The sequence below is a fragment of the Alteromonas sp. Mac1 genome (assembly GCF_001562125.1).
Taxonomy (GTDB): Bacteria; Pseudomonadota; Gammaproteobacteria; order Enterobacterales; family Alteromonadaceae; genus Alteromonas; species Alteromonas stellipolaris.
In genome coordinates this window covers 4,485,844-4,509,273 of the sequence record NZ_CP013932.1, presented here as the reverse complement: position 1 = coordinate 4,509,273, position 23,430 = coordinate 4,485,844, and the positions used below count along the sequence as shown (strand labels likewise).

At 44.2% G+C, this 23,430-nt stretch carries 22 protein-coding genes; 13 read left to right on the top strand and 9 right to left on the bottom strand.

The window, feature by feature from the left end; all coding sequences use genetic code 11:
- Positions 1-23: 23 nt before the first annotated feature.
- The 3 genes from AV939_RS19100 to AV939_RS19090 form a co-directional block, all read right to left on the bottom strand.
- Entirely contained in the window at positions 24-716 is a 693-nt protein-coding gene (locus AV939_RS19100; protein WP_061998069.1) for a DUF1826 domain-containing protein, read from the bottom strand.
- On the bottom strand, positions 716-1,918 hold the full coding sequence (gene zigA / locus AV939_RS19095; RefSeq protein ID WP_061998068.1) for a zinc metallochaperone GTPase ZigA: 1,203 nt from the start codon (positions 1,916-1,918) through the stop codon (positions 716-718). The genes AV939_RS19100 and zigA overlap by 1 nt, the downstream gene beginning before the upstream one ends.
- Positions 1,919-2,070: 152 nt before the next feature.
- A complete protein-coding gene (locus AV939_RS19090; RefSeq protein ID WP_156454656.1) occupies positions 2,071-2,304 on the bottom strand; it encodes a hypothetical protein in 234 nt (77 codons plus the stop codon).
- Positions 2,305-2,629: 325 nt separating this feature from the next.
- Between AV939_RS19090 and ppiC the strand changes: the two genes are divergently transcribed.
- Positions 2,630-2,908 carry a peptidylprolyl isomerase PpiC gene (ppiC, locus tag AV939_RS19085; RefSeq protein ID WP_013786522.1) on the top strand — a complete coding sequence of 93 codons (279 nt, stop codon included), beginning with the start codon at positions 2,630-2,632 and terminating at the stop codon, positions 2,906-2,908.
- A 52-nt stretch (positions 2,909-2,960) separates the two neighbouring features.
- On the opposite strand, the gene AV939_RS19080 is transcribed toward ppiC, so the two are convergent.
- Together AV939_RS19080 and AV939_RS20225 are read right to left on the bottom strand one after the other, a co-directional pair.
- Positions 2,961-3,659: a hypothetical protein gene (locus AV939_RS19080; protein WP_061998066.1), complete on the bottom strand. Its 699-nt coding sequence runs from the start codon at positions 3,657-3,659 to the stop codon at positions 2,961-2,963.
- Positions 3,660-3,768: 109 nt separating this feature from the next.
- The gene (locus AV939_RS20225) at positions 3,769-3,945 is read right to left on the bottom strand and encodes a DUF6435 family protein (RefSeq protein WP_138118173.1); all 177 of its coding nucleotides are present in this window, start codon (positions 3,943-3,945) and stop codon (positions 3,769-3,771) included.
- 443 nt (positions 3,946-4,388) lie between these two features.
- Between AV939_RS20225 and AV939_RS19075 the strand changes: the two genes are divergently transcribed.
- The 5 genes from AV939_RS19075 (at position 4,389) to speA (ending at position 9,940) form a co-directional block, all read left to right on the top strand.
- Positions 4,389-5,546: an NAD(P) transhydrogenase subunit alpha gene (locus AV939_RS19075; RefSeq protein ID WP_061998065.1), complete on the top strand. Its 1,158-nt coding sequence runs from the start codon at positions 4,389-4,391 to the stop codon at positions 5,544-5,546.
- A 2-nt stretch (positions 5,547-5,548) separates the two neighbouring features.
- Complete coding sequence (locus tag AV939_RS19070) at positions 5,549-5,833, top strand: NAD(P) transhydrogenase subunit alpha (protein WP_013786518.1); 285 nt, start codon at positions 5,549-5,551, stop codon at positions 5,831-5,833.
- An 11-nt stretch (positions 5,834-5,844) separates the two neighbouring features.
- The gene (locus AV939_RS19065) at positions 5,845-7,233 is read left to right on the top strand and encodes an NAD(P)(+) transhydrogenase (Re/Si-specific) subunit beta (RefSeq protein WP_082746103.1); all 1,389 of its coding nucleotides are present in this window, start codon (positions 5,845-5,847) and stop codon (positions 7,231-7,233) included.
- 246 nt (positions 7,234-7,479) lie between these two features.
- Positions 7,480-7,914 (top strand): hypothetical protein, encoded by a 435-nt coding sequence (locus AV939_RS19060; RefSeq protein WP_057795366.1) that lies wholly within the window; start codon positions 7,480-7,482, stop codon positions 7,912-7,914.
- A gap of 115 nt (positions 7,915-8,029) precedes the next feature.
- Positions 8,030-9,940: a biosynthetic arginine decarboxylase gene (speA, locus tag AV939_RS19055; protein ID WP_057795368.1), complete on the top strand. Its 1,911-nt coding sequence runs from the start codon at positions 8,030-8,032 to the stop codon at positions 9,938-9,940.
- A gap of 76 nt (positions 9,941-10,016) precedes the next feature.
- On the opposite strand, the gene AV939_RS19050 is transcribed toward speA, so the two are convergent.
- A complete protein-coding gene (locus tag AV939_RS19050) occupies positions 10,017-11,165 on the bottom strand; it encodes a serine hydrolase domain-containing protein (protein ID WP_057795370.1) in 1,149 nt (382 codons plus the stop codon).
- Between the two features lie 206 nt (positions 11,166-11,371).
- Here AV939_RS19050 and AV939_RS19045 point away from each other — a divergent pair, with 206 nt between their 5' ends.
- From AV939_RS19045 to AV939_RS19035, 3 genes are read left to right on the top strand one after another with little or no spacing between them, the layout of a single operon-like run.
- The gene (locus AV939_RS19045; RefSeq protein WP_061998063.1) at positions 11,372-12,784 is read left to right on the top strand and encodes a DNA-3-methyladenine glycosylase 2 family protein; all 1,413 of its coding nucleotides are present in this window, start codon (positions 11,372-11,374) and stop codon (positions 12,782-12,784) included.
- A gap of 38 nt (positions 12,785-12,822) precedes the next feature.
- Positions 12,823-13,308 carry a methylated-DNA--[protein]-cysteine S-methyltransferase gene (locus AV939_RS19040; RefSeq protein ID WP_057795374.1) on the top strand — a complete coding sequence of 162 codons (486 nt, stop codon included), beginning with the start codon at positions 12,823-12,825 and terminating at the stop codon, positions 13,306-13,308.
- Entirely contained in the window at positions 13,299-14,189 is an 891-nt protein-coding gene (locus tag AV939_RS19035; protein ID WP_061998062.1) for a DMT family transporter, read from the top strand. The genes AV939_RS19040 and AV939_RS19035 overlap by 10 nt, the downstream gene beginning before the upstream one ends.
- A gap of 154 nt (positions 14,190-14,343) precedes the next feature.
- On the opposite strand, the gene AV939_RS19030 is transcribed toward AV939_RS19035, so the two are convergent.
- The gene (locus AV939_RS19030; protein ID WP_057795378.1) at positions 14,344-15,765 is read right to left on the bottom strand and encodes a sensor domain-containing diguanylate cyclase; all 1,422 of its coding nucleotides are present in this window, start codon (positions 15,763-15,765) and stop codon (positions 14,344-14,346) included.
- Between the two features lie 198 nt (positions 15,766-15,963).
- On the opposite strand from AV939_RS19030, the gene glmU reads away from it, so the two are divergent.
- The 4 genes from glmU to AV939_RS19010 all read left to right on the top strand — a co-directional run bounded on the left by glmU (position 15,964) and on the right by AV939_RS19010 (position 20,887).
- On the top strand, positions 15,964-17,322 hold the full coding sequence (gene glmU / locus AV939_RS19025) for a bifunctional UDP-N-acetylglucosamine diphosphorylase/glucosamine-1-phosphate N-acetyltransferase GlmU (RefSeq protein WP_057795380.1): 1,359 nt from the start codon (positions 15,964-15,966) through the stop codon (positions 17,320-17,322).
- Between the two features lie 260 nt (positions 17,323-17,582).
- Positions 17,583-18,362 carry a DeoR/GlpR family DNA-binding transcription regulator gene (locus AV939_RS19020; RefSeq protein WP_061998245.1) on the top strand — a complete coding sequence of 260 codons (780 nt, stop codon included), beginning with the start codon at positions 17,583-17,585 and terminating at the stop codon, positions 18,360-18,362.
- 2 nt (positions 18,363-18,364) lie between these two features.
- The gene (glmS, locus tag AV939_RS19015) at positions 18,365-20,197 is read left to right on the top strand and encodes a glutamine--fructose-6-phosphate transaminase (isomerizing) (protein WP_061998061.1); all 1,833 of its coding nucleotides are present in this window, start codon (positions 18,365-18,367) and stop codon (positions 20,195-20,197) included.
- Positions 20,198-20,227: 30 nt separating this feature from the next.
- The gene (locus AV939_RS19010) at positions 20,228-20,887 is read left to right on the top strand and encodes a hypothetical protein (RefSeq protein ID WP_061998060.1); all 660 of its coding nucleotides are present in this window, start codon (positions 20,228-20,230) and stop codon (positions 20,885-20,887) included.
- 22 nt (positions 20,888-20,909) lie between these two features.
- Here the strand turns inward: AV939_RS19010 and AV939_RS19005 are convergent, their stop codons facing one another.
- On the bottom strand, positions 20,910-21,590 hold the full coding sequence (locus AV939_RS19005; RefSeq protein WP_057795386.1) for a spermidine synthase: 681 nt from the start codon (positions 21,588-21,590) through the stop codon (positions 20,910-20,912).
- 186 nt (positions 21,591-21,776) lie between these two features.
- Positions 21,777-23,318 (bottom strand): S10 family peptidase, encoded by a 1,542-nt coding sequence (locus tag AV939_RS19000; protein ID WP_061998059.1) that lies wholly within the window; start codon positions 23,316-23,318, stop codon positions 21,777-21,779.
- Positions 23,319-23,430: the final 112 nt, after the last annotated feature.

Here is a 23,430-nt window from a genome sequence, read left to right as displayed (position 1 = left end):
AGCTTGCGTGAACAGTCAACCAATCAGTCAACCAAATCTAGTGTCATCACAATACGAGGTTGGCTGCTAGAAACCGGTGGTGAACGATGCACTATTCCAGCGTTCTCATTACCGTGCCACAACTCTCCTTTTAAAATTGCCACATCACCTGTTTCCAAAGTTTGTATATCTTGGGCTGTGCGATACAAACCCGAATTGTCATCGGTTAACGCACCGCTTTTATGGCCTAGCATTTCGCGGTCGGTGTTATTGTGTTCTAGCCACTGACTGCCAGGCCCAACAAAAGTAGTCACTAACCGGCAAGGTACTCTATCAACATGAAAACGAGGGCACATGGCTTTGTCTAACGTAGATAATCTAAAGCCAACGGTTTTAGCTTCAAACAGGCAGATAAACATGTCGACGAGCTCTGCTATATAGGCATGTAATTGAGGCGCAAAAGGTTGGTCATCGGCTAAGGTGCGAATATAGGCCTCGGCTGAATCTGAACTTAACTGCCTTGCGGCAGTGAGCTTGCCGCCATTTTTTACAAAGGTAGTTAGTGAGGCTAAAAAGGGGAAATCCAAATGTCGCTGCCAAATTGCAATATTACACTCATCGTTGTAGATATCGGTGAGCACAATAGGCTCTACTGATGTACTCGACTTTTTAATGCGCGTATCAGTACTTGCAGGGGCGCTTTCAGCTAAAGGGCTAGCAGCTAGCGTTTGTGTCATTATAGTCTCTCCCAACGCGGAAATGGATCGGGCAGGGTACGCCAATAATCTACCCCTTTTATAAGACTCTCATCGTCTAGCAGGCAAGTATCAAGGGTTTTGGTAATGGTAGCTTCATCTAGGTTTTGCCCAATAAATACTAACTCTTGGCGCATATCGCCAAAAGGCTCCATCCATTGCTTTTCTATCGAGGCTAAGTACGCTTCGTCTTCAGGCCACTCAGACTTAGGAAGCGCCTTCCAAAACATACCGCCGTAGCCGTAATGGGCAATACCACCCGCTTGGCTCCATTGACCTGCACACTCAGGCCGCGAGGCTAACCAAAAGTAACCTTTAGAGCGCAATAACTTTCCATAATTTTCGGTGGTATGTAAAAAGTTATAGAATTTTTGCGGGTGAAAGGGGCGGCGTGCATGATAGCTAAAGCTGCTAATGCCATACTCTTCGGTTTCAGGTGTGTGTTCGCCGCGCATTTCCTTAAGCCAGCCTGGGGCAAGCTGGGCTTTTTCGAAATTGAATAGTTGTGTGCCTAACACCTCATCAATATCGATATTGCCTTTATTTATGGGAATAATTTTTGCCGACGTATTTAAGCTTTTCAAAATGGCGGTTAAATTAGCTAAATGAGTTTCATCAACCAAATCTGTTTTGCTGATAAGAATAACGTCGGCAAACTCTACTTGGTCAACAAGCAAATCAGCCACACTACGCTCGTCTTCTTCGCCAAGAGACTCACCGGTTTCTTGTAAATATTTGGCTTCTTCGTAGTCTTTACTGAAGTTAACTGCATCAACCACGGTCACCATAGTATCTAAGCTAGCAATATCTGATAACGACACGCCGTCTTCATCGGCAAAGGTGAAGGTTTCTGCCACAGGAAGTGGTTCTGATATGCCCGTAGACTCAATCAACAAATAATCGAAGCTGCCCGTTGCCGCCAACCGATTGACCTCTAGCAGCAAATCTTCACGCAAAGTACAGCAAATGCAGCCGTTGCTCATTTCAACCAGCTTTTCTTCACTGTGGTTCAGGGAAACACCGTTTTTAACGATGGATGCGTCTATGTTCACTTCACTCATGTCATTGACGATAACGGCTACACGTTTGCCTTCGCGGTTATTAAGAATGTGACTGAGCACCGTCGTTTTGCCTGCGCCTAAAAAACCAGACAGCACGGTAACGGGGAGTTTAGCGTTGTTCATCAGAATTCACCCACAATTATTAAGGTTTATATTGTTATAATATAACATATCATAAGTGGGTGGTTTGAGAATAGTGAATTTGTGTTCTGATTAAAAAAGACGCCGCACAACGAGGGAGCAAAAGACATGGTTAAGCGCAAAAAAAAACGTGCCTATTTACCACGACACAAACCGGCGTATTTCATCCAATTTGGGCAGGTGTTGGCATCGTCGCAGCGCCATCTAACGCCGCTTAAATCATATTTATCTTTTAAAAGGTAAGGCTTAGATTCTAGGTTAATGGTCTCGATATATTGGTAGTTTTCCCAGCGAATAAAACACGTATATGCGCCTGGGTTTATGGGGCGTATTCTTATTTCTATGCCATCGGGGTTAGGGCGTGTCATTAGGCAGCTTGTGTCACCGCACTTGTCAGCTTGCACGATTAAAGGCGCAAAAAACAATGCGAAAAATAATAGGAAAACAATTAGGCGCATATACAGGTATATCGCAATACAATTTGCTGGCCCACAATGCCTCTCCTGCCTTAACGTAAGTAATACCCTTAATACAATTTTAGCGTGGTATTGGCAGTTTGCTTGCCCAATGAGGTTACATGGCAGTGTGAAGCGCGATTATTAATCTATAGAAGTATCTTTTTAGCTCGTGCAAACGCAAGGTAGCGAATGCGGTATACTTGCGCGGTATAGCAATTAAATAATAGGCATCTTCATGGCATCTGCATCCGCGTTACATATTCTGGTTAAGACTGAAAAAGAAGCTTTTGCGATATTAGAGCAGCTTAAAAAAGGCAAAGATTTTAGTACCTTAGCAAAGCGCCATTCTACTTGTCCTTCGGGGAAGAAAGGCGGCGATTTAGGTGAGTTCCGCCGTGGTCAAATGGTAAAAGCATTCGATGATGTGGTGTTTAAAAAAGAAGTGTTAAAGGTACACGGGCCAGTTAAAACCCGCTTTGGCTACCATTTAATAAAAACCCTCTATCGAAACTAGGCTTATAGCAATCAGGAGCATCGCAACTAAACCCAACTACTCACATCCTACGTTACGGCACCCAGCGCTCGCCGCAAACGCCATGTTTGGTATATATACGGTAAGGGCTGTTAGTGCTATGAATATCTTCACGTAACGCTTTGCCGTGGTCTACTTCAATAAATGGAGTGCTAGACGCTGTACCTTGGCTATCTAATACGTAGTAGCGTGAGGCATACTCTGTTAATTGCATCTTATTATTTTGAGCTACGTCGGTAAGGCGCACTCGGGTAACGGCTTTAAATCGAGTACTGGGGTCGGTAATTGAGAGCAGTTTTTTATAAAAATAGCCTTTGTCAGCTTGATGCTGAGAAAACGCATTAAGAATGTTAATTAGCGTTTTTAGTCCAATGGCTTCGCGCTGCAACATAAAATCGTGTTGAGTATACTTTGTGTTTTGCGCTACTTGGCCTGCGGTGTATACCTGCTCTTCTTCTAGCCCTGTCAGGTAGTCTTGGCCTTCTTTATTGTAGTTAATCAAGGCTGCGGTATTCATGTTTATCATGTAATCGCTGATGCCGGCGGGTAGCACCTCAAAAAGCATTATATCAGGGGTAACAACACCGCGCTCTTCCGGGGTTTGTGGGCCTTTAGGTATGCAACTATCAGAAATAAAATAGTAGTAACGTCCAGCATTCATTGCATGCGCAGAAGGCTGGAACATTGCTAGGCTAACCATAGTTGCTAAACAAAAAAGAAAACACTTACTCATTACACAAACCCGCAACAGCTAGGCATCACACAATTCGCATTATGCAATACCGTAAAATAATGTGGCTATTGTAACCTGTAAGAGAGTACGGTCGATAGCGAACCTATTTTTATTTGGCGCCTTTCTCTATAGCTTGTATTTCACTCCATAAGGTTTCCGACTCTTCGGTTATTTTAGCGTAGCTTTTCATATCACCGTTGCGTTGTGCCAGCATGGCTTTTTCTAGCAAAGTATCGTACTGCTTTCGCATCTTCTTAGTTGGACTCGATTTAAACATGCCGAACATAGGAGCTTCTCTTTATAAACGAATAGGGTTATTACATTAGCTGAGTGTAGCGCGATCACGTGGCATGTTTTAAATATTTGTAATGAAAATCTAGCTCCACTGCCTACTAATACTAAATTCAATACTTATTAATTCATAAAATTAATACTCTAGCCGAACTGTATTAATTCCCGCTATGCCAATCCTATATAAATTCTAGTTATGACTCGTAGCTAAATAATACTAGTTGAGTATGTGCAAATGCCGTAAGTTCCTTTGCTGAGTCATAAAAGTGGCCATCGATTGATGCAACATTTATGGCTTTTTAGAATAATGTTTTAGCGTAAATGAGGGATGAAAATAGTTTTGATTTCCAAAAGGCATGTTAAGCATAAGTGAATAAAATGGCTTGTTCATCTATAAAGGATGTCATTCTCGTGGAGCCTGGACGTGAGGAGAAGCGTGTGAAAATCATAGTATTAAACGAATCGAAAATACCGATGCCACTATCAAATGTGGAGAAGCGCTGTGCAGTAACCCCATCAAGCGTGCAACGCTTGGTTAAAAAAGGGGCTGAGCTTCACATAGAAAGTGGGGCGGGTTTATTATCGGGATATGCCGATAAAGAATATGTGGATGTAGGTGGAATTATTATTGATGATGTGAATAGTGCATTATCAACAGCCGATATGCTTGTAAGCGTAAACAAGCCGGCTGAATCCCAACTGTCGGTGATGAAAAAAGGGGCCATTGTGGTTGGCCATCTTGACCCTTTCTTTGAGCAACCGCTGGTTGAGTCAATAGCAAACAAAGGCTTAACGGCTATTTCAGTTGAAATGATCCCTCGCTCATCTCGAGCCCAAAAAATGGACGCGCTAAGTTCACAAGCGAGCCTTGCCGGTTATGTCATGGTGATGCAAGCGGCGAACTACCTACCTTCTATATTACCTATGATGATGACGCCGTCGGGCACAATAAAGCCCGCTAAGGTGTTTATTATTGGTGCCGGTGTGGCTGGCTTGCAAGCCATTGCGACTGCAAAACGCTTAGGCGCAAATGTGTTGGCTTACGACACTCGCCCAGTGGTGGCAGAACAAGTGGAATCTTTGGGCGGCAAGTTTCTTAAAATTGATATTGGTGAAACCGGTCAAACTAAAGACGGCTACGCCAAAGAACTCACCGATGAACAAAAAGCCAAGCAGCAAGACGCGCAGCGTGATGCAATTGCTGATTCAGATATTGTTATTACCACGGCACAGCTATTTGGTCGCAAACCACCGGTGTTAATTAGCAAAGATACCTTGGCACTAATGAAGCCCGGTAGTGTGGTGGTCGATATGGCAGCCCAATCTGGCGGTAACGTTGAAGGTTCGGTGGCGGGTGAAGTAGCACAAGTGAATGGCGTAACAGTGATAGGCACAGGTAACTGGAGCCAAGCGGTTGCCCGCGCAGCCACCGATATGTACGCGAACAATATTTATAACTTAGTAGATGAATTTTACGACACCGAAAGCAACACTTTTGGTTTGAATTTAGAAGACGATATTTTAAAAGGCTGTGTTATTGCTCATGACGGCGCAATTACCAACGAAATGTTAACCAACGCCTACAAAGGAGCGTAATCATGGAGATTATCTATTTACTGTTTATTGTGCTGCTTGCTGGTTTTCTAGGGTTTGAGTTAATTCGCAAAGTACCAGCGACTTTACACACGCCATTAATGTCGGGCTCTAATGCTATTTCAGGTATTACGTTAGTGGGCGCATTGGCCGCGTCTGGTGGCGACAACAATGTGTTGACCACGGTATTAGGGACGGCGGCAGTAGCGCTTGCTAGCATAAACGTTGTGGGTGGTTACTTGGTAACCGATCGCATGCTTAGCATGTTCAAAAAGAAAGATAAAAAATAAGGAGTATGCAAGTGAATGATATCGAAACCATAATCAATCTTGCGTACGTTGTAGCCGCAGCGTTATTTATTTTAGGTCTAAAATTACTTAGCCATCCAGATACAGCAAAACGAGGTAATTTTGTTTCTGCTGTAGGTATGTTGATTGCTGTTGTAGTGACATTGCTCGACCAGCAAATTATCACTTACCAATGGATTATATTAGGCGTTGTGATTGGTGGAGCCTTTGGTGCTTGGAAAGCCAAGTCGGTTGAAATGACAGCCATGCCAGAAATGGTCTCATTGTTTAACGGATTTGGTGGTGCAGCCTCATTATTGCTTGGTTGGGCTACGTTGTCTGGTATGAGCATGGTTGCTCTTCAAACCGCCACTGCGTTTACATACATTACCTTGTTCTTCACTATTTTAGTGGGGGGCGTTACTTTCTCTGGCTCCGTGGTAGCGTGGGGTAAGTTGTCAGGCAAAATGTCATCTAAAGCCGTTATTTTCACCGGTCTTCGCGAGCTTAGCGTACTGCATCTTATTGCTATGCTGGTTGTAGGGTACTTTTTTACCACAGAACCTCAAAATACCTTGTGGCTGTATTGCGCTATTGCGCTGGCGCTAAGCTTCGGCCTGTGGGCAACTATCTCTATTGGTGGTGCCGATATGCCAGTGGTTATTGCCTTATTGAATAGTTATTCAGGGGTAGCAGCTACGGCGGCAGGTTTGGCAACCGGTAATACAATCTTAATTGTTACGGGCCTATTGGTGGGGGCTTCAGGTCTTATTCTCACGAATATTATGTGTAAGGCGATGAATCGTTCGTTAATGAACGTGTTGTTATCTGGGTTTTCGAAGCCTGTAGAAGCGGGTGAAAAAATTGAAGGCGAAATTAAGATTTTGTCTGCCCAAGACGCATTTTATGTATTAGAAGCGGCACAGTCAGTATTGGTTGTTCCAGGTTACGGTATGGCGGTAGCGCAAGCACAGCATGCAGTTCGTGAAATGCAGTCATTATTGGAAGAGAACGGATGCACGGTAGATTACGCCATTCACGCGGTAGCAGGGCGTATGCCGGGCCACATGAATGTTCTACTCGCCGAAGCCGATGTTCCGTATGACCAATTGTACGAAATGGATGACGTTAATCCGCGTATGGAAAACTACGACGTGGTTATTGTTATTGGGGCTAACGATGTGGTTAACCCTGCCGCGAAAGAAATGAAAGGTAGCCCCATTTACGGTATGCCGGTTATTGAAGCGTATCGGGCTAAAACCGTGTTTGTGCTTAAGCGTTCTGCAAATGCTGGTTTTGCTGGTGTAGATAACCCGCTCTTCTTTAAAGATAACACCCGTATGGTATTGGGCGATGCAAAAGAAACCATTAACAGCATCGTGAGAGAGTTTGGTGACGATTAAGGTATAAAATATCAGTGGCAGGTATGAAAATGCCTGCTACTGTCTATGCTCTCAGTGATAGATGCTACATATAAGCTTTTGTTTCTTTTTTATTTAGTTTATTTTTTTCCACTAAATTTACCTGCCAGTAAGCACCATTTTTTTCAGCGAAAAAGATGAGACATTTCTTGTACAACGACAATAATCACCTTTACCATTGCACATGCTACTTTAGTCGAGCTATTGAAAGGGATTGCAGTTAGTCAGATGTCAAAACAGCATTATCACATTGAAGTGTTTCAAGATCTTATTTTGGTAACACTGCGCGGGCGTTGGGATATGAATACCAACATTCAATATCTAGCAGCTTTTGGTGACACACTTAAAGCGAGGCGAGGAAAAGCCTTTCATATCATCGTAGATATGCGTACGTGGGAAGTGCCTAATTCAGTGTCTTTTGCGAAAATGAAAGCACCCATACAATTAGATAGGCGCAATCAACTTAGTGAAACATGGCTTGAAGATGGCGAAACGGTAGCCGACCACATAGCCGCAAAATTCTTTAATGAGCAAAACTTCACATTGCACCGTACCAAAGACCATGATTCGTTTATGTCACGGGTAGACTTGGTGTTTGATATTGAAACTAAGGCCTATGTTCAGGATTGGGTTGCGGCGAGTGCTGTCGATAAACAAAATTAGTCGAGACAATCGATATTTTACGTAGCGCCACACTATACGTTGTCTATAATACCGCCCTATTTCGCATTAATTTCTGAACCACAGCGTTCAGCATAGTTTTAAAAAGGTGACTACATTGTCAGATTGGAGCATTGAAGAAGCAGAGCGCGTCTATGGCGTGTCTCAATGGGGTGGCGGCTATTTTCAAGTTGGTGAAAATGGTAACGTGCATGTGACTCCAGTTCCTGATGATCCCAGTATTCGTATCGATTTTAAATCGGTTGTCGAAGAGATTCGAAAAGAAGGGGTTCAATTCCCTGTAGTGGTTCGTTTTCACGATATTCTGCGCTCTCAAGTCGCTAGTTTGAACAAAGCATTTCGCAGCTCTATTGAAGAAGCTGAATACAAAGGCCTTTACCAAGGTGTGTATCCGGTAAAAGTAAACCAGATGCGTGAAGTGGTAGAAGAAATTGTAGAGGCAGGTGCACCTTTTAACTATGGTTTAGAAGCGGGCTCAAAAGCTGAACTGCTTACCGTACTGGCCATGAACACCAACGAAGATTCTCTGACCATCCTAAACGGTTATAAAGACGACGAGTTTATGCGCCTAGCATTATTAGGTCGAAAGCTTGGTCGCAAAATAGTAGTGGTGGTTGAAAAGTACAGTGAGCTATTGCTGTTGGTAAAAGTGTCTAAAGAGCTGAAAATAGACCCTATTATTGGCGTGCGCGCTAAAATGACGGTTAAAGGCCGTGGTAAATGGGAAAGCTCGGGTGGCGAACGCGCCAAATTTGGTCTTACCATCACAGAAATTATTAAAACTGCCCGTTATCTTGAAGAACAAGGCATGTCTCATTGCCTTAAGTTACTGCATTTCCACATTGGTAGTCAGCTAACCGATATTCGCGCAGTAAAAGAGGCTATGACCGAAGGCGCGCGTATTTATGCCGATTTACATAAAATGGGCTTCCCGCTAGATTATGTTGATGTAGGTGGCGGCTTAGGTATTGATTACGATGGTAGCAATTCTACTAACGAGTCTTCACGCAACTACAGCATGCAAGAATACGTCGCCGACGTGGTTTACGGCATGAAAGAGATGTGCGACCTAGAAGGCGTTCCGCATCCTAATTTAGTGAGTGAAAGTGGCCGAGCTATTACCGCACACCACAGTTGTGTAGTGACAGAAATTGTAGGCGAAATTAAGTCGAATGCGGCACAAATCGATACATCTGAAAATGAAAACGAACATGTATTTCTAAAAAATATGCGTGAGTTGTCAGACGATTTCGAAAATCAAACCAATATGCACGAAGTGTATAACGATGCATCGCAATATAAAGAACAGGCGCTCGGTGCTTTTAAGTTGCGCGTATTGTCATTGGAAGAATTGGCAAAAATTGAAACCCTTTACTGGGATATCATGGCGCGTTTGCAAGTATGGTATCGCAAAGAAGAATATGTACCGGAAGAACTGCAAGAATTAGATTACAGCTTGTCGTCGCAATACTTGTGTAACTTCTCGGTATTTCAGTCTGCCGCTGATACATGGGCCATTGACCAACTGCTTCCCGTAGTGCCGCTTACGCGTATGAATGAAAAGCCTACGGTGAACTGTTCATTGGTTGATATTACCTGTGACAGTGACGGCAAGATTGATCAGTTTTCGATTGGCCGTGAAATTACCGATGTATTGCCGATGCACCCGCTTAAGAAAGATGAGCCTTACTATATTGGCCTATTTCTAACAGGCGCGTATCAGGATGTAATGGGTGATATGCACAACTTGTTTGGTCGTTTGAATGAAGTTCACATCTTTAGTTACGATGACGATCCAGAAGACTTTTACATTGAAGAAGTGGTGAAAGGCTCTTCAGTAGAAGATGTTCTGAACATTATGCAATACAACCCACGTGCCATGGCATCTGATGTGAAACGTCTTATCGATAGACAAGTGTCGGGTGGGAAAATTAATCCGAAAGAAGGGGTTCGCTGGACCGATTTTTATGAAAATTGCTTAAGCGGTTATACCTATTTAAAGCCGTAATTTAGGCGCTTTAACGTAAACCTTACGCATGATGGCGCTTTTAACCCGTAATAGAAAATGGGTTTTAAGCGTCATTCTAATCTTTAGCTTCAGCCTGCTTAAAATACCGCTTCCAAAACTCAGCCGTAGTGGAATTAATCATGTTCGACTCGGCATTCATTAGCATCACATATCCGGTTTTATAATCCGGCGCAAATGCCACATCGGCACGATACCCTTTTACCCAACCACCATGATAGTTAATACGCTTGCCGTCAAAATTATAAACTCGCCAGCCTAGTCCATAATGGGCGTCTTTTAGCATGCCACGCCAACCCCTGCGTCTCGTTTCCCGCTGGGTTTTAACTCGTGGTGTAGTGACTTCATCAATCATGTCAGGTGAGATCACCGTAGGGAATTCGCCGAGCAAAGCCTGCAAGTAAATAGTCATGTCAGTTATGCTGGCGTTTACACCCGCAGCAGGTGAAAAACGGTAGTAGTTGCTTTCAACTGCGCCTTCACGCCATCTGTCTCTAGCAATAGCAATATGTGGGCGCGCCCATGAAGCAGACGCAAGCAATCCGCCTTTTCCTACGCTTGCTGTATTCATGCCCAGCGGAGTAAAGAGCTGTGTTTGTACTTCCCGAGAATAAGATGAGTAGTTGTTCGTTAGATAATACTCGAGCGCCCCAAACAGCGCATTTTGGTAGGTGTAGCACTCGCCAGGTATGCACAATGGGTCGAGCTCACTCAATGAGGTTAACACCCGCTGCAATGAATAATCAGCTTCAATTAAGTTGTCGTAGGCATTGGGCATAAAGCCGCTAGATTGCCCCACAATATGCTGAAGCTGCAATGTTTCCATACCTTCTACATTGAAAGGTATGTCAGGTAATAGGGTAGAAATGGGGGTATCCCAATGTAAGCGCTGTTGCTCAACCAGTTTGGCAGAAAGTAGGGCGGTGAAAGTTTTTGATACCGAGGCTAGGCGAAAGACCGTGTCTTCAGTAATGCGCTTTCCACCTTTGTGAGTTCTGCCATAAACATATACTTGTGGTGTCTTGCCTTGCTCGTAATAAACAAAGGTATAGCCGGGCACATTATATTTTGCGGCTTCGCGCTGCACATAGTTGGCGTAATCAGAAAGCCAATCGGCGCTTAATGCGGGAAATGTCACGATAAGCGTGAAAAAGAATAGGCTAATTCTAATCAGGCGCGGTACTAAATTGCGCGTGGTTTGCAACATGAATTGGGCTCAGTAAGGGCGCACCCCAAAGGTGGCAGGCACTATTATTTTTACACCATTATGCGGTTGCTAGTGGCGATTATCAACTCTACTGATATTTTACTGTCAGTTCCGATTTTGTCGCACCCTTACCAGGGGAACAGGATACAATTGAATCGTAATAGCGCAGTGACGGTTTAAACCCGCACATCAACCCGAGCGATAGTATGAACACGGACATAAAAGATTCAGCGCATGTAGACAATGAGCACCGCGATACTTACGCTAAAGCTAGGGTAAGTAGAGATGCCCGTTTTGATGGCCGCTTTTTTGTGGCGGTGAAAACCACAGGTATATTTTGCCGGCCAATTTGCCCTGCCAAATTGCCTGATGAAAAGAACGTGGCCTACTATAACCATGCTGCTAAAGCCATGAGTGATGGCTTTCGTCCCTGTTTACGATGCAGGCCAGATAGCGCCCCGTCTTCTTTTGCATGGTTAGGTGTAGGCACAACAGTGACAAGAGCGCTAACGCTATTAAGTGATATACCCGTGCAGTCTATATCCACCATTTCAAGCCGATTGGGTATAAGTGAGCGTTACTTAAATAAACTCATGGTGTCGCATACGGGGTTGTCTCCTAAACAATATCAAGATTTGCAACGGGTGTTATTTGCAAAGCAGCTGCTCCAGCAGTCCACCATGACGCTTACTGATATTGCTTTTAGCGCGGGGTACGCCTCTACAAGGCAGCTTCAGCGGGCAGTGCAAACTTATTGCAAAAAAACGCCTACCGAATTACGAAGTAAACGCCATTCTGCACTACCTGAAATATCCCTTAGGTTACACTTCAGGCCTCCTTACCATTGGCCGCAAGTCAGAGATTTTCTTGCCCTGCGGGCTATTCGGGGCGTAGAAATGGTGTTCGAAAATACCTATAGCCGGTATATCAGTGTTAAAGGCGAATCGGGATTTATCAGTGCGACTTTCAACGACCGCGCAAATGGCTTCGATGTAAAAATGCGTTTGCCAAATTTAGCTTACGTGTACAAAACGGTTGAACAAATAAAGCAGCTGCTCGATTTACATGCCGCCCCAGAGTTAATTGAAAAATCGCTATTAGCAGCGGGCTTGCCTGATAACTTACTGACTAAAGGGTTGCGCCTTCCTGGTACCTGGACCGTATTTGAAAGTGGATGCAGAGCTATTGTAGGGCAACAAGTCAGTGTAAAAGCGGCAATCAATCAAGCGGGGCTGCTTGCACAGCATTTAGGGGCGGTAGTCACTGAGGAGCCTGTTGAGCCAAACCAACATTATTGCTTTCCTGAACCCGAAGCGGTGGCAAACAGTGATTTAGCTTTTTTGCGCATGCCAAATGCTCGTAAGCATGCACTTCGTAATTTTGCGGTGCTATTTTGTAACGGTAACCAGCCTACTTATGATGAAATATTGTCAATCAAAGGCGTTGGTCAATGGACACTAGATTACCTTAAGATGCGAGGTGAACGTGATCCTGATGTGTATTTGGCTGGCGACCTTATTATAAGAAAAATGGCCGAGAAGTATCCGGTGTTGCCGCAAGAGGCGGCGCCATGGCAAAGCTACTTAACACTACAATTGTGGCAGTTGAGTAATAGTTAACGTGTTTTTGGGTATACATTTATCAGTAGGAATAAGTCATGACAGTATGCAAAAGCTACCTTGAGTCACCACAAGGGCTTATTGAAATAGCAGCTACTAGCAAAGGAATTAGTGCCATTACTTTTGTTGATAGCGTTAATGCTGACGTTGATGGCGGCGTTCACAGTAATGACCTTACTGAAACAGCGAAAGCACAGTTAGCGGCTTATTTTAATGGTAGCCTCACCCAATTCGACTTACCTTTTGATACCAAAGGCACTGCATTTCAGCAGGCGGTATGGAAGGCGTTATGCGATATCCCTTATGGCGAAACCGCCAGTTATGCAGATATTGCCAATAAGCTAAATAATCCTAAAGCGGTCCGTGCCGTGGGTATGGCCAATGGGCGCAACCCTATTGCGATAGTGGTACCATGTCACCGAGTTATAGGAAGCAATAAAACCCTAACGGGATACGCAGGTGGGCTTGAACGTAAGCAATATTTATTGAAATTAGAAGGGGCGCAAGGCGTACTATGGGCTTAAGAGATATTGCTGCACTATTATTATTAGCGTCTATTTGGGGCGGCTCATTTATTTTTATGCGGGTGGCGGCGCCTGAGTTTGGTATTTATGTACTGGTAGCAATTCGTACCGTGCTTGCTACCTGTGTGCTATTACCTATTTTAATGATGACCGGTGGCGTGAATCAAATTTTTAGGTATTGGTTCCCCATTGCATTAGTAGGGCTAGCGAATACTGCTGTGCCCTTTGTATTATTTAATTACAGCAGTTTGCATTTAGAAGCTGGGGTTAATGCCATTTTAAACGCGACTGCGCCAATGTTTGGCGCGTTAGTGGCGTGGCTATGGCTGGGTGACAAGCTTACTCCCACTGCTATCGCCGGATTAGCGCTTGGGTTTTTAGGGGTAACGGTTATAAGCCAGCAAAAGTTAGGGGAAGGTGATACTAGCTTTGTGCCTATTCTAACCGCTTTACTTGCCACTACCTGCTACGGCATTGCGGCCAGCATGATGAAACGGTGGCTGCAAGGCGTGCGGCCTTTAGTGGTGGCTACTGGAAGCCAAGCAATGGCATCTATTATGTTAGCGCCTTTCGCGCTAAGTACATTACCAGCCACTATGCCAAGTACTAACGCATGGTTAAATGCCGTGGCGCTCGCCATTTTAGGTACTGCTATTGCTTACATTTTGTATTTCAAACTAATAGCGAATGTGGGCCCAGCAAAAGCGATATCGGTGGCCTACATGGTGCCATTATTTGGTATTATTTGGGGCGTATTGTTTTTGCAAGAACACTTGTCGTTACAAACCATTATTGGTGGGGTAATGATATTAACAGGTGTGGCACTCACTACCGGTGTGATAGGTATGATAAAACGTAGCCGGGCAGCCAAAACGGTGTAAGAAGTTTGTTTGCTCGGTTCGAAAGAACGTTAGCATCACCGCCCATTGTTTAGCTAAAAATAGCTAAGAGCGACTGATACAGTGGTGATGCTAAGCGTTATATAGAAATCTGTCCGTTAAATTTCAAATAGAAAAATAAAAGCTCGGCAGCTTATTATTCAATAAGCTGCATACGCACTAAATTATGCCCATCTCTTTTCGCCTGATATAGCGCATCTTCTGCATGAGCGGTAACTTCGTTCATGCTACGAGTGGTAGCAGTAAATGATACTCCAAAAGAGGCAGTCAATTGAAGCTGCGGCGACTCACTTAAGGGCGTTAATGTGGCAATACCATGACGCAAGTTTTGTGCAGTATCGAAGGCCTCGTGCGGCCCTGTTTGAGGCAGCAATATAATAAACTCTTCACTGCTCCAGCGACCAAGCACATCTTGCTCACGTAAGTGATCAGAAAGGTACGCCACCACTTTATCTAACACGTCATCGCCTGCATTTCGGCCATGGGCATCAATAATATGCCCAAAGTCGTCTACGCTGATTAAAATAACGCTAATAGAACGCTGTTCTTTTAATAACGATTGATAGATAAGTTCTAGGTTAGTGCGGTCGGGCAAACGATTAGCATGACGCACAATTAAGTCGGGCTGCATGTCTCGTCTGAAATAGTAAAGTAAGTTGTAAATAAGCAAAAAGAGCGAGAAAACCACTACCAATAAAGTTACTACACTGAAGATAAAGGCTTGCGATATTTCGGTTTGCCGGTCTTCTAAGGGACTTAGCAAAAACACCGTCCATCCAAACTGGTTTAATTTAACTTCCGCAATCAAAAAGTCTTTTTGATCGATAGTCACCAACTTGTTATTAAGGGCTTGCTCGTCTTGTACCGTAATCGGGAGGCTGGCATACCAAGGTAGCTCTGAAAGATTGGTAAAATCAGAATATGACGCCACAAGAGAAGGATCGGAAGACAGCATGATGTCTCCCTTTTCATCGACAAAAAGAAAATCGTAGCCGTACTGCTCTTTATAAGAATCGAAGACATTAATGAAGCTGCGTAAGCTTTTTCCTACGCCGAAGAAACCTAAAAATCGGCCATCGTCATCAAAAACCTTCAGGTCGATATAAAAATGAGTGTCTTCCCATTTACCAATATCTGCCACCGCATCTTGTGGCCCGTCACGGTATTTAAAATACCAACTGACTTCGCCTTCAATTAAATCGATGGTAGTGCCATCAGAATTAAATTGGCGTTTGGCATTTTCGCTGGCAATAAAAAAAGATAAACCGAATTCTCTTTCAAGTCGGTTTAGGGTGTTAAATATTGCGGCTTCGTCAACCTCGTCGCCTTCCATCAAGGTAACTAATTCAGTGGAATGGCCTAACGCTTCAGATGTGTGAAGAGGCTTTAATAACTGCTCGACAATAAGAGACACCGCTGGCGACAATGACTGTTGCTGTGCTCTGCTTTGCTCCGCTACAATTTTAGAAATACTAAAATGTACCAAGGTAACAATAGCCAAAACCACGACGGCAAACAGCACCAATATACTTCGGTGAAGTGTTCGAAAAGTATTCACTGACTACGCAAGCTCCTTTGCTGCTACAATCCAATTCAGTTGAAAACAAAGTATACCCGTTGATTTAATGAACTACTAGGCTGTTTAACTCAGATCTAGACTTAAGAATGAGCCCTCAAAAATCAATCGCTGACATATAACCACGCCTTAGATACACTAGGCAAAAGTTCGTATTATCGATTTTCGTAAAGGAATAGCATGGCATTTTCAGTGGTAGTTTTAGCCGCAGGTAAAGGCACGCGCATGAAGTCTTCGTTACCAAAAGTACTTCACAAAGTGGGCGGAGTGCCCATGGTGCAGCGTATTATCAACACCGTTCAAGCCTTAGAGGCTGATAGTATTCATTTAGTTTATGGTCATGGAGGCGACAAGCTAAAGGCCACAATAACTGGCGAAAACTTAAATTGGTGTTTGCAAGAAGAGCAATTAGGCACGGGTCATGCGGTGCAGCAAGCCGCGCCGCACATTAACGATGATGAAGATGTACTTGTATTAGTTGGCGATGCCCCCCTTATTCGCGAAGAAACCTTGGCGAAACTAAAAGCAGTAAAAGCCGAGTGTGATTTAGCCTTGCTTACCGTTGAATTAGACGACCCTACAGGAATGGGCCGAATTATTCGTAAAGACGACAACATCACCGCCATTGTTGAGCACAAAGATGCTACCGATGCACAAAAGCAAATTTGCGAAATCAATACCGGCATGATGATGATGTCCGGAAGCGATTTAAAACGTTGGTTGGGTGCGTTAAGTAATAGCAACGCACAAGGTGAGTATTATCTTACTGATGTGATTGAAATGGCTGCTAAAGAAGGCAAGCGTATTCAATCGGCACAACCACAAGAGGTAGTTGAGGTTGAAGGGGTAAATAACCGCATTCAATTAGCACATCTAGAGCGCGCACTGCAGCTTCGCCAAGCAAACGAACTAATGACCAATGGTGTGGCACTGGCCGACCCTCAACGTTTTGACCTTAGAGGCACATTAACCACGGGACAAGACGTCACCATTGATATTAACGCGGTGGTAGAAGGTAACGTTATTTTAGGTAATAACGTGACTATTGGGCCAAACTGCGTATTGAAAAATTGTGAAATTGCCGATAACGCGGTTATTGAAGCAAATTCTATTATCGAAGAAGCCATAGTGGGTGAAAGCTGCACTGTAGGGCCATTTGGTCGCTTGCGCCCTGGCGCGGTTATGCACGCAAAATCTAAAGTGGGTAACTTCGTGGAAATGAAGAAAACCGTGCTAGGCGAAGGCGCTAAGGTTAATCACCTTACTTACCTCGGTGATGCTGAAGTGGGCGCTAATGCTAATATTGGTGCTGGCACCATTACTTGTAACTATGACGGCGTGAATAAATCTAAAACCGTAATAGGTCAGAATGCCTTCGTAGGTTCGAACTCTTCATTAGTGGCCCCTGTGATCATTGGTGACAATGCTACGGTAGGTGCTGGCTCGGTCATTACCACCGAAGTAGAAAGCGCCGCATTAGCAGTAGCACGAGGGAAGCAGCGCAATATTGCGAACTGGCCTCGCCCAACAAAAAAATAACTAGCATGTAATAGCTTTAGCGCGGTTTAGTGCTAAATGAAAGGACAACCAAGGTTGTCCTTTTTTGTGCCTGCCGGTTTATACGTTGATAGCTTACTAGTAAAAATTGTACGAAAAACTTGCGAAATAGCTGTGAATAGCTTACATTTCTTTCACTTTGTAAATCATAACTTTCGTTTTGAAAGTTATGATTCAGGAATAGTGTAGAAATAATTTAGAGGAAGCACTGTAGTTTCCGTCATGCTGGGGTTGAATTGAGTTTGAAAACGAGTCGTTCTGTAGATCAGCGCCGCGCTGGCATTATTAAATGGGTAAATACTCACGGCTACGCGCAAGTTGAATTGCTCGCGGCCCAGTTCAGCACGTCTGAAGTGACTATTCGAAAAGATCTAGCCGCCTTGGCAGACCAAAAAAAGCTTATTCGCCAATTTGGCGGTGCCACACCCCTATCTGCTTCTCAAGGCGAAACCAATGTAGTGAACTTACCTTCATCAATAAAACAGAATATAGGTAAGCTTGCTGCTAGTCGCATTCAACAAGGCTCAAAAATAGTGTTGGATTGCGGCAGTACCATCGCTGCGCTTTTACCCTGCCTTCGTGATATACCCAACTTGGTAGTAATGACCAATGCCTTAGATGCAGCGAGTCAGCTGACCAAAAGCAATAACGAACCCACTATTTTGATGACAGGTGGCACCTGGGATCCCGCATCTCGTTCATTCCAAGGTGCAATGGCCGAACAATTGGTATCGGCATATAGTTTTGATATGGCGTTTATTGGTGCAGCGGGTATTGATGTGAATCGCGGAACTACGACCTTTAATGAATTAACAGGGCTTACTCGCGCCATGGCACGAGCTGCTCATGAAGTTGTTGTAATGGCAACGTCGAATAAGCTGTCGAACAAAATGCCCAATTTAGAGTTGGGCTGGGAAAATATCTCTACTCTTGTGACTGATAATGGCATCAGTGACGAGGATAAATATCTAATTGAACAACAAGGCGTAACGGTGCTGGTCGCTGCGCAAAACGGAGAGTAATTATGTGTGGAATTGTCGGTGCTGTTGGTGAACGTAATGTTGTCGAAATTTTATTGGAAGGGCTAAAGCGGCTTGAATACCGTGGTTACGACTCTTCAGGCGTGGCCTTGTTGCAACAAGATGGCACACTAAATCGCATAAGAAGTACCGGTAAGGTACAAGAGTTGGTAGATATTATTGCCAACGACGAAGCGCTAGGGACTACCGGTATTGCGCATACGCGCTGGGCCACTCATGGTGGCGTAACGGTAGCCAATGCTCACCCTCATTTTTCAAGCGATCGTGTTGCTGTTGTGCACAACGGTATTATTGAAAACTACCAAGCCCTACGTGAACAGCTTTCAGCAAAAGGTTACGTGTTCAGTAGCGACACCGATACCGAAACCATTGCCCACACCGTGCATGAAGCTTTAGATGCTGGTAAAGACTTGTTAGAAGCGGTTCAAACGTCAGTCAAAACCTTCCATGGCGCGTACGGCACTGTGGTTATCGATAAAGAAGATGCAGGCCGTATGGTTGTAGCGCGCTCGGGCAGCCCGTTAGTCATTGGTTTAGGGTTGGGTGAAAATTTTGTCGCATCAGACCAAATGGCGTTATTACCAGTAACACGCCGCTTCATCTTTTTAGAAGAAGGTGATGTTGCCGATATTACTCGCCGCACCATTGCTATTTATGACAAAGACGGCAATGCCGTTGAGCGTGAAATTATAGAGTCGAACGTTGAACACGACGCCGGCGACAAAGGCGCTTATCGCCACTATATGCTGAAAGAAATTCACGAGCAGCCGGTAGTAGTGCGTAACACACTAAAAGACAGACTAACCGAAAATGGATTAGCGGCAGATGTTTTTGGAAACGGTGCCGATGATATTTTCAGTAAAATTAAACACGTTCAAATTGTAGCCTGTGGTACCAGCTATCATTCAGGTATGACCGCCCGCTATTGGTTAGAGCAATACGCCAATGTGTCGTGCAATATCGAAATTGCCTCTGAGTTCCGTTACCGCAAGTCAGTAGTGCACCCAAATAGCCTACTTATTACCATTTCACAGTCGGGCGAAACAGCCGATACTTTAGCGGCACTACGCTTAGCAAAAGAAATTGGGTATAGCGCAAGTTTAGCTATTTGTAATGTACCGGGCTCATCGCTAGTGCGCGAATCAGATTTAGCCTTCATGACACGGGCTGGCGCTGAAATAGGCGTGGCATCTACCAAAGCATTTACAACGCAGCTAGCTGCATTCTTAATGCTAACCCTAGCATTGGGCGAGAAAAACGGTATGGCTGAGAGTGACAAGCAAGATATCATCAGTGCTCTTCAAAGCTTGCCAGCGAAATTAGAAGAAACCCTTACCATTACCCAAGGTATTGAAGATTTAGCCGAAGAATTTGCCGATAAACAGCACAGCCTGTTTTTAGGCCGTGGTGACCAATATCCTATTGCTATGGAAGGGGCGCTTAAGCTAAAAGAGATTTCTTATATTCACGCAGAAGCCTATGCTTCAGGCGAATTAAAGCATGGCCCACTGGCACTTATCGATGATGAAATGCCGGTAATCGTAGTTGCGCCTAATAATGAATTGCTAGAAAAGCTTAAATCGAATGTAGAAGAAGTACGCGCTCGTGGTGGCATTATGTATGTGTTCGCCGATAAAGACGCCGCGTTCAAAGGTGACGACACCATGCGCGTAATCAATGTACCGCACTGCGAAGCACCTATTGCCCCTATCATCTATACCTTGCCGTTACAGCTACTGTCTTACTATGTAGCGTTAATTAAAGGTACCGATGTGGATCAGCCTCGTAACTTGGCGAAGTCGGTTACGGTAGAGTAGGGTTTAGATAAAGCGGCTGAGGAATCTCTTTTGTTGTACCACATTTTAGGTACCGTGAGCGCAGTCGCTTTTTTGCTGACCTGGTATGGACTTGCAAAGCAAATTTCTAATATAGAGGCGCTTCGCAAAAGTCATCAGAGTGCTACTCAAAGCTTGTCGGTAAATCAATTTACCTCAAGCTTTTTTGCATTTTATGCCAATTTTATTTTCGGTATTGCGATAGAGCCGCTTAGTCATTATTTAGTGTGGACTCGTTTCGGTGCTCTTCTTCTGATATTGGCCATCCTTTATCAAATTTGGCGAGACAGGCGGTCAATATCAACGAGTATTGTAGTTAGCTTGTGTGCTGGTGCTTTGGTAATAGGGCTATGCTCTATAGGCTTTCGGCCTTACCCTAATCTTGCCAAGACTGGAGCAAACAGCTTAATGTTGGCAGTAACCGTGCTATTAGTACAAGGTACGTTACATCAAATAATGGTGCTAAGGCGCAGTCGGATTATAGGCGCGCTATCGCCAGCCTTATTCCGCAGTATTCTAATTAAAGATGTCACTACACTCGCGTTCGCGTTTACCATGCCGTTTGCAGTAGCTTGGCCCCTTATTTTACTTAATGGGGCCAGCGTAATTACCCGTGGCGGCTTGCTGATTCAAATGAATAAAATCAAAAATTATGGGGCCAGTGTGAGTTAAAGGGGCTAATTAAATGTGTGAGTTAACCGGGTTTTCTAGCCAAGAAAATGGTGTGCTTACTTCCTTTACCCTTTCGTGCTCTGGCAATACGAGTACTTACTACGTAGCCTGCATTTTTTAAGCGAACGGAAAACAAGTAATCAGGCCCCGCAGACCAAATGGCTAACATGCCATTGGGCTTAAGCACCTCGTAGATATCTTCTAAACCTTCGATTGAATAGATCCAATTATTGTCAGAATGGGTTAAGCCTTCAGGGCCATTGTCTACATCCAATAATATGGCGTCGTAGGTTGGCGTTTTAGTATTCAGAAGATGTTTTACATCACCTACTTTAACATTCGTTCTAGGGTCTTGAAGTGGGTTCTTAGCGCAGTTACCCAGTGGGCCTTTGTTCCATTCCACAACCTCAGGAATTAACTCTGCCACGGTGACTTGTGAGCTAGGCGTCACTGCTTTTAGCGCTGCTGCAAGGGTGTATCCCATCCCTAAACCGCCCACTAAAACGTGTGCGTTAGGTGTGGATTTAAGGTGTTCGCAGCCCATTTGTGACAGCTCTTTTTCTGAGTTGTACACACGGCTATTCATCAACTCGCCACGAATACCGGAAAGTCGAATACTGAACTCTTCGTCTCGTTGAGAGAACGTTAGTTCACCACCATTATTTGGAATTTGAGCTGTGCCCAATTTAACCCATGGAACCATCGGAAGGTTTGTCCTTTTAACAGAATATTTTGCTTGAACTGATTCTAGGCGCGCAGAATAGCACATTTGCCGAGCATTGATGGGGTTAGCGACTTAATAGGGGCCAAATGTGAATAGAAGAAGAGTGTAAATAGGGGCAGTGTTAATTAAGGCTAAAAGTACACTGACCCCATTTTTTATCGCCTTTTAACGGCGATACATCGCGGGTTCACCCTTTTCAGGTGTACTGTTTTTGATGAAATCGCGTAAGTCTTGGTTAGACTGCTTTAGGTCGTCTCGTCGCAAGTACATCATATGCCCGCTTCTATAGCCTTTAAAGCTTAGGCGGTCTTGCATAATGCCGCTTTGATCAAGCTGCCACATGGTATATTTGGCATCAAAATAGTTGGTGGCGCCATCGTAGTAACCTGCTTGAATCATCACATTTAAATAGGGGTTTTGTGCCATGGCAAGGCGCAAATTTTCACCAGATTTATTGCCACTTCTGTCCCATGGGTGAACATCGCCAAACATATTATATTTGGTGTCAGTTTTGTAATTTAACTCTTCTCGCAAGTAGTAGTTAATCGCGGGGGTAAACGAGTGTAGCCACGACGTTAGTTCGGCCCAGTAATCGGGTCTATCACCCGCTTGCTTAGCATCGATACCCAAATAGCGGCTATCTAATCGGCCTAAAGTTTTACCTTCATCACGAAGTAACGATTTCCAGAAGTAGGCGGTGCTTACATCAAGATTGTTTTGTGAAATTGCGTCTTCCGATAACCCTGAATAACGCGCCATTTTTGCAAGCACGCTACGTTTTTCCTCAGCACCAATAAAGCCACCTTTCGCCAGCGCTGGAATAAGCGTGTTGATGGTGAAATCTTCTACTTCCGGAAGCAGTTCGGTTAAGTCTTTATTTTGAAGTTCAGGGGCTAACTTGTTGTGATACCACGCGGTGGCGGCAAAATACGGTAGTCGATTTGCGGCTTTTACTGGCCCATTGCGCTCAATACCAATATCGGTAGGTGATACTAATATCACACCGTTTAAATACATCCATTGGCGGTTTTGTAATTCAAGGGCTAAGCCCGAAACCCGAGTAGTACCATAGCTTTCACCAATAAGGTATTTCGGTGAACGCCAGCGGTTATGGCGAGTCACAAAGGTATTGACCCAATCTGCAAGGTAGCTGATGTCAGCGTTGACGCCAAAAAACATGCTCTTCTGTGCTTCTTTTGACGGCATTTCACCATCTTCATTCTCCAGTATGCGGCTGTACCCAGTATTGACGGGGTTAACAAATACGATGTCTGCCACATCTAGTATTGAATACGGGTTGGTTTGCACGCCATAAGGCTGTACGGGGTAGCCTTCATCATCAATATTTAAAATTCGAGGGCCCGTATACGCTACGTGCATCCATACTGATGCTGAACCAGGGCCGCCGTTAAAAGAAATAACAAGTGGGCGAGACCCATTGTCTTTTATATCGGTGCGCTGGTAATAGGTGTAAAACAATGTAGCGACTGCGTCATCTTTGTTATTCCACACCGGTTGTGTGCCTGTTGTGGCACTGTATTTCACGCGCTTACCTAATATTTTGGTTTCATGTTCGGTCACTACATGGCTATCGATATCGATAGTACGTTCATGTGTGTCTTCTGCTGCATTCGCGGTAATAGCGAACAATGTCACTAAAACAAACCACAATGCCTTGCTTTTAATTGTTGAATTTATTGAGTTCATCGCGTTTTCTTTTCGTTGTTATTAATTGAATAAATACCACGTTAATCACTATACCTTGCCGTGTAGGTATAGTTTAGCTTGCACGACAGAATAGCCAATATTTCCGACTTAT